Raw genomic sequence first — 12,244 nt, 5'->3', positions numbered from 1 at the left:
CGCTTCACCGCCGCGGTGGAGCACGCCGAATTGGCGGCCTCCGCCGCGCTGCCGGGAGCCCGGCCGCTCGAGCTCGCGGCGTCGGCGGGCCATGCGCTGCTGGCGTTCCCGGAGGCGCAGCGGGTGCTGGGGGCGGTCTCCGAGGCCATGCTGCAACCGCTCGTCGACTACGACGAGCGCAACGGCACCGACCTCATCGGCTCCCTGCGCGCCTACCTCGAGGCCCACGGCCAATGGGAAACCGCCGCCAATGTCCTCGGCGTGCACCGCCATACGCTGCGCAGCCGAGTCGCGAAGATCGAATCGGTGCTCGGCTGCCAGCTCGACCAGGCCCTGGTCCGCGCCGAACTGCTGCTGGCGGTCATCGCCCGGCGCTGACCGCAGCGGCCGCCACTTCGCGTCTGTCGGCTCCCCACCGGCCGTCTGCTGCTCGGCGTCGACCGTCTCGGCTGGCTACGCGATGGCTGCCGCGGACAGTTCGGCGTTGACCACGCACAGGCGGGCGATGTCGATGGTGCCGGAGTGGTGCAGCCGGGCGACCAGGTCCGTCAGGCGGGCGGCGGCGGGGGTGTTCTTCCAGCGGGAGACGTGGTCGCGGGCCACATCGTCGGCGGCCGCGTCGGTCAGCACCGCGGCGACCAGTGTGTGCCAACGGGAGTGGAGTTCCTCGGCGAGCACGGTGGCGGCGAGGGTCTCCCAGTGGTCGGCGGTGCGGGTCGCGGCGAAGGTGGTCGCCAGGCGGTCCAGGCCGATGAGTTCGCCCAGTTCCCGGTAGGTTTGGGCGACCAGCGCGACCGGCAGCCCGGTGCGGCGCGCGGTATCGCTGAGCGGCAGCGCCTGCGAGAGCAGGCGCAGGTTGGCCTGATTGCGGCCGGGGTGGCCGCCCGGGCGGGGGAGCGCGGCGGTGAGCTCGGCGACCAGCGGTGCGTGATGCCCGATTTCGGCGGACCAGGAATCGGCCGCGCGATGGGTGAGCAGCCAGGCGACGGCCTGTTCGACCGCATCCTGGATACCCCGGAGGACACCCATGCGGACCTGCGGCGGCACGCCGGGCAGCGTCAGCGCCTCCCGCCACCAGCGATCCACGTCGAGGATCTCGTCGACGACGGTGCACGCCAACACGATCTGCGCGGTGTCGACGCCGAGGCGTTCCTCCAGGCGGTGGATCAGGCCGGGGCCGACCCGGTTGATCACCCGATTGGCCGCCGTCACCGCGACGATCTCGCGGGCGACCGGGTGGGCGGCGAGTCGCTCATCGCCCACGCGGTCGCGGACCGACGCTGGGAAGTATTCGGCCAGCAGTCCCGCCACCACCGGATCGTCCGGGGCGTCGGAGGCCAGCAGTTCGTCGCGGACCAGGTTCTTGGCCGTGGCCAGCAGCACCGCGATCTCCGGGCGCACCAGGCCCTGACCGGCGCGCTGCCGGGCCGCGAGTTCGGCCGGGGCGGGCAGGAATTCGGCGGAACGCTGCAGGCCGGTCGCCTGTTCCAGGTTCTCGATGAGACGCCCGTGCCGGTCGACGAGGAAGGGCGCGTGCGTCTCGGCGAGGCTGATGGCCAGGGCCTGCGCGTCGCAGTCGGCGAGCACGGCCCGCACCACCTCGCCTGCATTGGCCGCCAGCAGCGCGTCGCGCTCGGCAACCGTCGAAAGCCCGTCCACCACGGCGGCATTCAACGCGATCTTGAGGTTCACCTCGCGGTCGGAGGTGGCGACGCCGCCCGCGTTGTCGATGAAGTCGGCATTCACCTTGCCGCCCGCGACCGCGAATTCGATGCGCGCCTGCTGGGTCAGGCCGAGGTTGCCGCCCTCACCGATCACCCGGCAGCGCAGCCGGTCCGCGGTCACGCGCACCTCGTCGTTGGACGGGTCGGCGACCTCGGCGTCGAGTTCGGCGGAGGCCCGCACGTAGGTGCCGATTCCGCCGTTGAACAGCAGATCGACCTCCGCGCAGAGCATGGCGCGAATCAGTTGTGGCGCGGTCATTTCCGGCTCGTCGACGCCGAGCAGCCGTCGTACCTGCGGCGAGAGCGGAATCGACTTCGCGGTCCGAGGCCAGACGCCGCCGCCCTCGGAGATGACGGCCGGGTCGTAGTCGGCCCAGCTGCTGCGTTCCAAAGCGGCCAGGCGGGTGCGTTCGCGATACGAGAGCTCCGGGTCCGGATCGGGGTCGAGGAAGAGGTGGCGGTGGTCGAAGGCGGCGACCAGACGCACCCGGTCGGTTTCGAGCATGCCGTTGCCGAACACGTCACCGGACATATCGCCGATACCGGACACCGTGAAGGGCTGGGTGTCCGGGTCGATGCCGAGTTCGGCGAAGTGCCTGCGAACAGAGCGCCACGCGCCGCGCGCGGTGATGCCGAGCGCCTTGTGGTCGTAGCCGGTGGACCCGCCCGAGGCGAAGGCGTCGCCCAGCCAGAAACCACGCGCCACCGCAAGGGAATTCGCCAGATCCGAGAATCGGGCGGTGCCCTTGTCGGCCGCCACCACCAGGTAAGGATCCGCGTCGTCGTACACCACGGTGTCCGGCGGTGGGACGGGCACGCCGTCGACGACATTGTCGGTGACGTCGAGCAGCCCGCCGATGAACGCGGCGTACGCGTGCTCGACCGTGGCCGCGTCGGTGCCGCCGCCGCGCACCACGAAGGCGCCCTTCGCGCCCATCGGGACGATGACGGAATTCTTCACCGTCTGGGTCTTCATCAAGGCCAGCACCTCGGTGCGGAAATCATCGGCCCGGTCCGACCAGCGCAGGCCGCCGCGGGCGATGGCCCCGCCGCGCACATGGCTGCCCTCGACCCGCGTGGAATGCACGAAGATCTCACGGTAGGGGGTGATCGGCCCGGTGAGCGACAGCTTCGACGGATCGATTTTGAACGCTGCAACAGCACGGTCCGGCTGAAACCAATTGGTACGCAGGATCGCCGTGCAGAAGGTGAGCAGGCCGCGCAGCAGTTGATCCTCCGGGCGGGTGGTGGCGGCCTCCAGCCGTCGGCGCGCTTCCGCCTCGGCCCGCTCGGTCGTGCGGGCTCGGTCCGCCGGTTCCGGGTCGAAGCGGGCATGAAACAGGGCGACGAAGGCGCGCACGAAATCCGGATGGCCGCTGAGGATTTCGGTGATCGTCGGTCCGCCCAGCGGCAGTCCCGCCTGGCGCAGGTACCGGCAGGCCGCCCGCACCAGCACGGCATCGCGCCAGCTCAGTCCGGCGGCGGCGACCAGGCCGGTGTAGCCGTCGATCTCGAATTCGCCGGTGGTCGCGGCCAGGAACGCCTCCGCCAGCAACTCCGCCGTCTGCTCGGTCGCGGCGAGACCCTCGGTCCGGAAGGTGAACAGGTGCTCGGTGCCGTCGGTGCCGCCGTCCTCGGAGCTCACCTCGTGGGTGAGCACCGGCAGACCCAGTGCGGAGAAGATCTCGATCAGCTCGGTGAGCGACGGCGCCGCACCCCGCCAGGTCAACCGCGCCCGGGACAGCCGCGCCCCCGGAACGAATTCGAGCCGCGGCGCGGCCTGCCCCCGCTCCCGGTCCAGCATGCCGACCCCTGCTGCGAGACTCATCCGAATCAACTCCCTGCGCGTGACCTTGGTGGTTTCGCAGTCAATCTGCCGCACCGAGACGCAGGACACAGTGGCCGAACCGGAGTGCGCGGGCCGTCACGGCACGCCGAATTGTCGAGACCGATCGGGGGTCTGTTGCGGTGCCTACCGGGTCAGTGCCCGGCCGACGACGGCGTTGTAGATCGCGTTCTCCCACGGTTCGCCCTCGGGCCCGTCGAGGATGTCCTCCAGCAGCGGAGCGCACGCGAGACTGCCCGACCCGTAATGCCCCGACGCCCCCGCGCTGGCGATCACCGCATAGATCACCGTGGCGTACACCTCGGACCGTGACGCCGTCACCACCCCTCCCTTCGATTCGAAGCGCCGCAAGCGATCTTCGACAGCGTCGATCACGTCGCGGAGCGCACGGATCTCGACTTCGGGCCGACCGTCCACGTCACCTACCCCCTCGTGCACGTCGATGCTTACCGGGCAGCGGTCTGCCGGTGCGTCTGGATAGTGGAAGGTCGAACATTGTTGGAACCTCCCCGATTCGGGAACGCGACACCAACAGCACACCATCAGCGATCGGACCATGACACCGGTTCGGCGATATCGTGCCGATGAATTTCAAACTCGCAGTGCGGATTCCGATTTCCCGTAAAATGCACCGCGACTCGGCTGGATGATCGCGGTGGCGAGCTGGCGGCGCAGTCGCCAGGGGAGGGCGCGGAAGAGTTTCGTCATTGCCGCCGCGGTGCCGGTGAGGTCGTCGCGGCCGGAGAGGTAGGCGCGTTGGTCGCGGGCCGCGAGGGTGAAGAAGGCGTCGAAGAACAGCGGGATGTCGGCGGGGGACAGCGACAGCAGGGCGCGTAATCCGGCCTGGCGCAACAGGTGTACGACATGCGCGGAGGCGGGCCAGGTCGGGTCGCCCGCGAGGGTGGCGTCCGCGAGGCGCAGAGAGGCCGCCACGCTGTAGCCGGTGGCCGGGTGGGTGAGTGCGCCTGCCGCGCCGAAGGCGGCTCGGGTGCGGTGGCCGCCGTGCAGGGGGAAGCGGACTCGTTCGAGGGGCTCGTCGCCGGTGAGAACGATGCCGCGGGAACGTAAACGGTGGTGCAGGCGGTCGCGCAGGGTGTCCGGGGTGAGGGCGGGGCGTCCGGCCAGGCACGTTTCCTCCAGCAGGACGCGGTCGCTGCCGAGGGGGACCGCGTAGAGGAACGAGGGCGGCGCGTCCGGGGACGCACCGTTGTCGTCGCGCCAGTCCATGAAGTAGGTGTCCTGGTCGGGCCACAGCGCACGGTCGATGATGACTCCGAAAGCGGTCTGCTCGGCCAGTTTCGCGGAGCGGCCGATGCCGCGGGCGTCGATGACGCGGGCCGCCGGGAGGATTGGGCCCGAGGCCAGCCGGACCGACGGGAGGTCGAGGCCGTGGGCGGAGTGGCGTGCCGCGCGGGTGATTTCGGCGACCCGATCCTCGAGCAGGCGCGCGCCCGACACATCCAGGGAGTCCTGCAAGGCGGCCGTGTCGAGGACGACATAGCGGCGATCCAGTTCGATCCGGCGATGGGTCCAGGCGACAGGCCGGTCCACGGTGGCGGCGATCGCGTCGGGCGCGAGCCAATCCGGGAGTTCGTCGGCCCAGGCGGCATAGGTGGGAATCCAGCGCCGCCGCGGGTTCGGATCGACCAGGGTGACCGTGAGCCCGTGCGCGAGCGCGCGATGGGCGAGGGCACGGCCCGCAGGACCCGCACCGCAGATGAGCAGATCGTCGGTCACCCGATGATTGGATCATGCCGCATGCTCCGCATACGCTTCGGGAATGTGTGCCGGGCCGGGGAGGGCCCGAGTGGGTCGTGAAAGGTGAGCAGATGACGTATCCGCCCGGTGTCGGTGGCCATTCGAATGTTCCGGGACAGGAGCCGAATCCGGACTGGTGGGATCAGCCCGCCCAGCAGACCGGCGAGGCGGGGCCGGTCGATCAGGGCTGGCAGCAGACTCAGGTGAACTGGACTGCGCAGCAGGGGTATTCGCAGGACCCCGGGTATGGGCAGCAGCCCGGGTATCCGCAGGCGGCCATGCAGGCGCAGCCGCCGGGATTTGCGCCGGGCGCGGGCTATGGGCAGCCGCAGGGGTTTCCGCCGCCAGGGCCGCCGAAATCGAAGACCGGAGTCATCGTCGGCGTTGTGGTGGCCGCGATTGTGGTGCTGGCGATCGCCGTCGGCGGGATCGTGCTGGTTTCCAAGGGCGACAACAGCTCCCCGGTCGCTGCCCCGACGACCACCGAGACGGCGCTGACCACCTCCGCGCCCGTCACGACCCGCACCACTGCCCCGGCCACCAGCAAGGCCGCCCCGGCCGGTAAGCCGTTCAGCTACACCGAATACGGCCAGGACTGGAACTTCAAGATGGGTGACGTCGCGCTGCAGGCCACCTACGTCTCCGGACGTGACTACAGCACCTGCGGCCCGATCGACAAGACCGGCAAGATCGCCGGGCTCGGCTGTCGGATCGCCTCGGAGATGGCGTGGAAGGCCGAGAGCGGCGAGGTCATGCTGACCCAGTTGGTGCTCACCATGTCGGATGCCGGCAAGGCGACCGCGGCCAACGGCAAGTTCGCCGACACGGACATCGACCTGCCCGACGGCAGCTACATCGCCGACTTCGAAACCGGCAAGTGGAAGGCCGCTGTGCAGGGCCAGTACGTCGTGTACACCGCCGTCACGGGAACGGCGTCCGTGGACGAGGCCACGGTCGACAAGTACCTGAAGTGGCGCAGCACGGACACCGTCGGCGCGCTCGCGTTCCGCTGACGAGGTCGATTGACAAAACCGTGCCCGGCACCGAATCGTGGTGCCGGGCAAGGATTTTCAGTCGCTCAGATGCCGCCGGTGGCGAGCAGCCCGCCGTCGACCCGCACCGTGGTACCGGTGATCCACGCGGACTCGTCGGAGGCGAGGAATCCGATGAGCGCGGCCACATCCTCGGGCGTGCCCAGCCGCTTCATCGGGTAGACCCCGGCCGCGGCCTCCTCGTCGGCCGAGTAGAGCGCGTCGGCGAACTTCGTCTTGATCACGCCCGGCGCCACCGCGTTGACACGGATCTTCGGCCCCAGCTGCCAGGCGAGTTCCTCGGTGAGCCGGATGAGCGCCGCCTTGGATGCGCCGTAGGCGGCGATGACCCCGGTGGACCGCAGCCCCGCGACGCTGGCCACATTCACCACCGCACCGCCGTGCTCACCCATCCACGCCTTGTATGCCTCCTGTACATAACCCAGCGCCGCAACGACATTCACGTCGAAGATCTTGCGCACGGCGTCGAGGTCGGCATCCATGAGTGCCCCGTACACCGGGTTGATCCCGGTGTTGTTGATCAGCACATCCAGCGACCCGAACTGCTCGACCGCGGTCCGGACCTGCTCCGCCCGAGCCGCCGCATCCCCGGAATTCCCCGCGACCGCGACCACCTTCCCGGCATGCCCGAGCCCCCGCAACCGCTCCGCGGCCTCTTCCAGCGCCTCCGCCTTCCGCGCGGAGATCACCACATTGGCCCCCCGCCGCAGCAGCTCAGCCGCCACCCCGAACCCGATCCCCCGGCTGGCCCCGGTCACCAACGCGCTCTTGCCCACCAAGTCGTCACTCATGTGCAGGCACGTTACTTCAGTCACGTGATCTGCGGGGATTCGCCCCATGCGGGGGTGCGGGATTCGCAGGGAAAATCGAGTTCGGTGCGATCACAGAGGTCAGGGTTTGTTGCCCGGGGCCAGGTCGGCGACCGCGCTGTAGCGCAGCGGTGGTGGAACGGGATTCGGAGCGTGGGCGGCGGTGGGTGCGAGCAGCATGCCGACGTGGTCACCGAAGTCGGTGCGCCGCAGGATCTCACCGGTGAACCAGGCGGACGCGGTGGCCAGGATCGGCAGTGAATGCGGTCCGCGCCGCCATTCACAGTGTTCGAACTTGTCGATGTCGAATCCGGTCTCGGAGCCGAAGAGTTGCGCGAGCGCGAGGGATTCGTCCGACAGCAGGTGCACGGCGAGATGATCCGCGCCGCCCACGACCTCGAACGTGTGATTCCGCTTCGACAGGCAGACCAGGAACCTCCGCGGCTCGATGCTGACCTGGGTCGCGAATTCGACCAGACACCCCGCCTGATATCCATCGGCGACCGCGGTGACGACCAGGACCGGGGCATCGGTGCCCGCGACGATGAGATCGAACACGCTGTTCGTGTCCTGTCCCTCGGGTGGCACGGCGCACCTCCAGCTTCGCGGACGCCGTCTGACCCGCTCGGTTCGGCACGGCATCCTCAGCCTACTCAGACCGGTGGGTCTGTATCTCGCGACCGAGTGGCGGGGCGTCGGCGTCTCCTAGCGTGGGCGCACGGTCGCGGCGTGCAGGCCGCGTTCGTCGCGTTCGACGGTGAAGGTCACCGGCTGGCGCTCGACCAGGGTGCGATAGCCGGGCATGTCGATGCCGGAGTATTCGACGAACACCCGTCGTGTGGGCTGCTGCTCGGGAGCGATGAACCCGAAGCCCTTTGCCGTGTCGAACCACAGGACGACCCCGCGAAGCCGTTGCTCGAGCGCTGCGATTCGTTCCGCTCCGACATCGAGCGCGTCTGAGGTCACCGGCATGTGGGTCTCCTTCGGTCACGACGGTCCGTACGAGGCGGACCGGTTCGATCGGCCCGTCTCAGGGCAGATAGGGCGCCAGGTACTGCACCGACTCGGCGACGTGGGTCGCGGCGAGCCCGGCGCCGATGCCGGTGAATACCCACGACAGCGGTAGCCGGGTCAGCTTGCCGACGACGAAGGCGGTGTGCGGGCCACCGGTGAGGACGAATCGGGCGATCTCTTGCAGCGAGACCGGGTCGGTCACGTGGCAGTAGGCATTCGAGGTATCGGTGAACGGCCTTGCCGTATAGGAAGTTACGACGAAAATCAAGGAGGTGACCGGACCCGGGATGCGATCGAGTTCGGCGATGATCATCTCGTTGTCGCCGTCGCCCTCACCGGTCAGATTGTCACCGGTGTGGCGCACCGATCCGTCCGAGGACGTCAGATGGTCGTAGAACACGACATCGAGCAGATTTTCGCCGCCGAAGAGCAGCGCGGCGAGATTGGCATCGAAGCGATCGGCGATGGCGCGCAACGGATCCGCCTCCATGGCGATCGCCCCGTCCATCGGGTCCCACCCCAGGCCCAAGGCGATGCTCTCGAACGGCTCGCCGTCGACAGTGCGCAGTAGTAGATCTGACATCGGAACGCTCCCGACCCGCCTCGCCGGGTCACAAAATAGGCTGGAGGACTCGAACCCGTCACTGCCGCGGTGCCGAATCGAAAGGGCCGGTGCCGTTCTCGGCGACCGGCCCGTTCGACACTCAGGCGTCGCTGATTCGCCGACACCGGGATCGGTGCGGGCCTTACCGGTTCTGGTGGGCGCGCTGGCGCTTTTCCTCGGCCGCGGCTTCGGCCCGGTCCTTCTCGGCCTGGGCTTCCTTCGCCGCGGCATCACGCTGGGACTCCGCCTTGTCCTGCTGGGCGCGGCCCTCGTCGCGCAGGCCCTCGTTGCCGACGACGCTGCCGGCGGCCTCCTTGGCCTTGCCCTTCACACCCTCGACGAAGCCTTCCGCGCCTTCTCGGGCACCGCTCTTGTCGTGTTCGGACATGGGATCTACCTCCTGTTTCGATGGACATCTCGGATCTACCCGGGCCTGTGGAGCCGAAACAGCCACACCCACAACCTGTTTCGTCACGCCGCGGGACACCCGCCGGTGGCGGCGTCACGGGTGCCGTCGATGACCGCGCGGCGCTGCTCGTCGGTCAGCACCGCCCAGTCGGGGGAGGAGGGGTATCCGGCGATGGTGTCGTCGACGGAGCGGTCCACCGCCTGCTGTCCGGAATCCTGACGAATCTTGTTCAACTTGGGCACGAGGTCGGTGCAGGTCTTGTGCAGCAGTTCGGCGGGGGAGATGGGTGCGGGCACCGAGACCGAGCGTGAATTCTGCGGTGGCACGAGATCTTTGGTGGTCGCGGAGGGCGAGTCCGCAGGCTGGCTGGTCGGACTCGTGCCCGGGTACTTATCGCCGCCGGTCGCGTAGTCGCAGGCGGGCAAGAGCAGGGCGAGGGCGCACAGGGGGACGGCGAGTCGAGTGGTCACAGCCCGCGGATGCCCGGCCGTTCACCTTCGAAACGGTTCGGTCTCGGCGGCCTCGCCGGGTTCGTCGCGGGGCGGCAGGACGGGATTCTCCGTGGCTGGGTGCCCTTCCTCGATCCGGGCGCCGCGTGCCAATTCGGCGTCGAACGCCGCGCCCAGCAACACCGCCAGATTGGCGAGCCAGAGCCAGACCAGGAAGATGACCGCCCCGGCGAGCGAGCCGTACACCTTGTTGAATGAGCCGAAACGGCTCGCGTAGACGGCGAACCCGGCCGAGGCAATCACCCAGATCAACACCGCCAGAAAGCTTCCCGGGGTCAGCCAGCGGAATCCGCGCTGGTGGACATTGGGCGCCGCCCAGTACAGCAGTGCACAGATCAGGCTCATCAGCAGTGCCAGCACCGGCCATTTGGCGATGCCCCAGACCTGCACGGCGGTGTCGCCGACGCCCAGCCAGCGGCCCACCCGATTCGCGAGACCGCCCGTGACGAGCAAACCGATCGCGCAGGCCGCGACCGCCGACCCGACCGCGAGGGTGAGTCCCACCCGCAGCGGCAGTGTCTTCCATACCGGACGCCCTTCATCGACGCCGTACAGCGAGTTGGAGGCTCGGATGAACGCGCCGATATAGCCCGAGGACGTCCATACCGCGCTGGCCAGACCCACCGCCGCGAGTGGTCCGGAATACGAATGCGCGGCGCGCAATTGGCCGAGGCTGTCGATCACCAGGCCGGTGCCGTTGCTCGGTCCGAGGTCGCGAATGGTCGAGACCAGCGAATCGATGGCCGCCGGATCCAACAGCGCCAGACCGGCCGTCAGCGCCAGCAGCCCCGGAAACAACGACAGCACACTGTAATAGGTGAGCGCCGCGGCCCAGTCGGTGATCCGATTCGACCAGACGGTCGCGAAAACCCTTCGCGCCGCCGCGAACCAGCCTCCCCACAACAGCTCCGTAGGCCGGTCGATCCGTCGTCTGATCATTGTCTCTACCTCCGCGCGAAGACCGGATACCCCGACTTGTCGCCGGATAACGGCAGGCCGCCGGGCGCGGCCGGGACGGCGCCGACGTATCCGTGAATACGTCGGCGCGGCAGGGCTATCCGTCTTCCGAACGGCGGCTGGAAGCGGATGACGCTGTGCCGCAGAGTGGACGGTTCCTCGAGGTGCTGATGAGTGTTTCGGACTGGTTGATCAACGCGGACGAGCGCGGAAATCCCGCTACCCGGTTGGACCGGCGGCATCGAAACGGGTCGGCCTGGACGCCAGGCAACGAGGTCCGACCCCTGCTCCACGGCGTGTCGTACTTCGCCGAGCTGCTCCGCTGCGTGCGTGCGATGCGGCGAGGTGACCTGTTGCTGTTTACCGATTGGCGCGGCGATCCGGACGAGGCGATGGACGACGAGGGCATCGAGGTCTCGCGAATGTTGTGTGCGGCCGCGGCCCGTGGAGTCGTGGTCAAGGGGCTGGTGTGGCGCTCGCACCTGGACGCCTTCGCGTTCAGCGAGGAGGAGAACCGTCATCTCGGTGAGGACATCGAAGCCGCGGGCGGCGAATGTCTGCTCGATATGCGGGTGCGCCCGGGAGGATCTCACCACCAGAAGTTCGTCGTGCTCCGGCATCCGGGTCGGCCGATGTTCGATGTGGCGTTCGTCGGCGGGATCGATCTGTGCCATAGCCGCCGCGATGACGCGCAGCATCGGGGCGACCCTCAGCCGCAGTCGATGGCCGCCGTGTACGGCCCTCGTCCGCCCTGGCATGACATCCAGCTCGCGATCCGCGGACCGGCCGTCGGCGATATCGAGACCGTGTTCCGGGAGCGATGGGACGATCCGACACCGTTGAACCGCAACCCCTTCGACCGCATCCTCGATTCGTTCCGGAACGCGGACTCCACCGCGGGACCGCTGCCCGTCCAGCTGCCGGACCCGTGTCCGCGCGGTGCGCAGCTCGTTCAGGTGCTGCGCACCTACCCCCGTCGACACCCCGGGTATCCCTTCGCACCGGCGGGGGAAAGGAGTATCGCGGCCGCGTATCGCAAGGTCCTCGCCGCTGCCCGAAGCTTGATTTACCTGGAAGACCAGTATTTGTGGTCGGGTGAGGTGGCCGAATGCTTCGCCGAGGCGCTGCGCGCCACGCCGGATCTACGCCTGATCGCCGTGCTGCCACACCATCCCGACCAGGACGGTCGACTGTCACTGCCGCCGCAGCTGATCGGGCGGCAGGCGGCGCTCGATCGCCTGCGTGAGGCCGGCGGCGACCGGGTGGCCGTCTACGGCATCGAAAACCCAGCGGGGACACCGATTTACGTGCACGCGAAAGTCTGTGTGGTCGATGATGTGTGGGCCACGGTCGGATCGGACAACCTGAATCGCAGATCGTGGACCCACGATTCCGAGCTGTCGTGCGCGATCGTCGACGAGACGCTCGACCGGCGAGATCCGGTCGCGGTGGATCGATTCGCCGATGGGGCCCGGGTTTTTGCCCGGGAAGATCCAATTTCTTGGCTGGAGTGTTCATGTCCGGCGCCTTCGTCCAACCTCGTTTTCCGCTTCCGAATCCCT

General features: G+C 68.7%; 13 protein-coding genes. 3 read left to right on the top strand and 10 right to left on the bottom strand.

The annotated features are described in order from the left end of the window. A partial coding sequence (locus tag ACWELQ_RS21745) for a helix-turn-helix domain-containing protein (protein ID WP_452398870.1) occupies positions 1-378 on the top strand: 378 nt, incomplete at its 5' end. A gap of 75 nt (positions 379-453) precedes the next feature. Here ACWELQ_RS21745 and ACWELQ_RS21740 read toward each other — a convergent pair. The 3 genes from ACWELQ_RS21740 to ACWELQ_RS21730 all read right to left on the bottom strand — a co-directional run bounded on the left by ACWELQ_RS21740 (position 454) and on the right by ACWELQ_RS21730 (position 5,307). Next, positions 454-3,552, bottom strand: coding sequence for an NAD-glutamate dehydrogenase domain-containing protein (locus ACWELQ_RS21740; protein WP_452398869.1), 3,099 nt, complete (start codon positions 3,550-3,552; stop codon positions 454-456). A gap of 144 nt (positions 3,553-3,696) precedes the next feature. Further along, positions 3,697-3,891: a hypothetical protein gene (locus tag ACWELQ_RS21735; RefSeq protein WP_452398868.1), complete on the bottom strand. Its 195-nt coding sequence runs from the start codon at positions 3,889-3,891 to the stop codon at positions 3,697-3,699. A 270-nt stretch (positions 3,892-4,161) separates the two neighbouring features. Then, complete coding sequence (locus ACWELQ_RS21730; protein ID WP_452398867.1) at positions 4,162-5,307, bottom strand: lycopene cyclase family protein; 1,146 nt, start codon at positions 5,305-5,307, stop codon at positions 4,162-4,164. Between the two features lie 92 nt (positions 5,308-5,399). On the opposite strand from ACWELQ_RS21730, the gene ACWELQ_RS21725 reads away from it, so the two are divergent. Continuing rightward, positions 5,400-6,341: a hypothetical protein gene (locus ACWELQ_RS21725; RefSeq protein WP_452398866.1), complete on the top strand. Its 942-nt coding sequence runs from the start codon at positions 5,400-5,402 to the stop codon at positions 6,339-6,341. Between the two features lie 65 nt (positions 6,342-6,406). Here the strand turns inward: ACWELQ_RS21725 and ACWELQ_RS21720 are convergent, their stop codons facing one another. From ACWELQ_RS21720 to ACWELQ_RS21690, 7 genes are all read right to left on the bottom strand, one after another. After that, the gene (locus tag ACWELQ_RS21720; protein ID WP_452398865.1) at positions 6,407-7,171 is read right to left on the bottom strand and encodes an SDR family oxidoreductase; all 765 of its coding nucleotides are present in this window, start codon (positions 7,169-7,171) and stop codon (positions 6,407-6,409) included. A gap of 99 nt (positions 7,172-7,270) precedes the next feature. Beyond that, positions 7,271-7,777 carry a flavin reductase family protein gene (locus tag ACWELQ_RS21715; protein WP_452398864.1) on the bottom strand — a complete coding sequence of 169 codons (507 nt, stop codon included), beginning with the start codon at positions 7,775-7,777 and terminating at the stop codon, positions 7,271-7,273. Positions 7,778-7,894: 117 nt separating this feature from the next. Further along, positions 7,895-8,161 (bottom strand): cold-shock protein, encoded by a 267-nt coding sequence (locus ACWELQ_RS21710; RefSeq protein ID WP_452398863.1) that lies wholly within the window; start codon positions 8,159-8,161, stop codon positions 7,895-7,897. Positions 8,162-8,219: 58 nt separating this feature from the next. Continuing rightward, positions 8,220-8,786 carry a TerD family protein gene (locus ACWELQ_RS21705; protein ID WP_452398862.1) on the bottom strand — a complete coding sequence of 189 codons (567 nt, stop codon included), beginning with the start codon at positions 8,784-8,786 and terminating at the stop codon, positions 8,220-8,222. Positions 8,787-8,949: 163 nt separating this feature from the next. Further along, positions 8,950-9,195 (bottom strand): microaggregate-binding protein 1, encoded by a 246-nt coding sequence (gene mbp1 / locus ACWELQ_RS21700; protein ID WP_452398861.1) that lies wholly within the window; start codon positions 9,193-9,195, stop codon positions 8,950-8,952. A gap of 83 nt (positions 9,196-9,278) precedes the next feature. Continuing rightward, positions 9,279-9,686, bottom strand: a complete 408-nt coding sequence (locus ACWELQ_RS21695) for a hypothetical protein (RefSeq protein WP_452398860.1) — start codon at positions 9,684-9,686, stop codon at positions 9,279-9,281. 21 nt (positions 9,687-9,707) lie between these two features. Continuing rightward, on the bottom strand, positions 9,708-10,664 hold the full coding sequence (locus tag ACWELQ_RS21690; protein ID WP_452398859.1) for a YihY/virulence factor BrkB family protein: 957 nt from the start codon (positions 10,662-10,664) through the stop codon (positions 9,708-9,710). Between the two features lie 188 nt (positions 10,665-10,852). On the opposite strand from ACWELQ_RS21690, the gene ACWELQ_RS21685 reads away from it, so the two are divergent. Continuing rightward, positions 10,853-12,244, top strand: a 1,392-nt coding sequence (locus tag ACWELQ_RS21685) for a phospholipase D family protein (protein ID WP_452398871.1), incomplete at its 3' end; no start/stop codon positions are given.

This window comes from Nocardia sp. NPDC004722 (assembly GCF_053601505.1).
Note: the sequence above shows the minus strand (reverse complement) of the source record. Positions and strands in the feature narration are given on the sequence as shown.

Excerpts from the sequence above, each read along its gene's own strand:
- ACWELQ_RS21690 (WP_452398859.1), bottom strand. The coding sequence starts at position 10,664 with ATGATCAGACGACGGATCGACCGGCCTACGGAGCTGTTGTGGGGAGGC.
- ACWELQ_RS21705 (WP_452398862.1), bottom strand. The coding sequence starts at position 8,786 with ATGTCAGATCTACTACTGCGCACTGTCGACGGCGAGCCGTTCGAGAGC.
- ACWELQ_RS21725 (WP_452398866.1), top strand. The coding sequence starts at position 5,400 with ATGACGTATCCGCCCGGTGTCGGTGGCCATTCGAATGTTCCGGGACAG.
- ACWELQ_RS21720 (WP_452398865.1), bottom strand. The coding sequence starts at position 7,171 with ATGAGTGACGACTTGGTGGGCAAGAGCGCGTTGGTGACCGGGGCCAGC.
- mbp1 (WP_452398861.1), bottom strand. The coding sequence starts at position 9,195 with ATGTCCGAACACGACAAGAGCGGTGCCCGAGAAGGCGCGGAAGGCTTC.
- ACWELQ_RS21710 (WP_452398863.1), bottom strand. The coding sequence starts at position 8,161 with ATGCCGGTGACCTCAGACGCGCTCGATGTCGGAGCGGAACGAATCGCA.
- ACWELQ_RS21740 (WP_452398869.1), bottom strand. The coding sequence starts at position 3,552 with ATGAGTCTCGCAGCAGGGGTCGGCATGCTGGACCGGGAGCGGGGGCAG.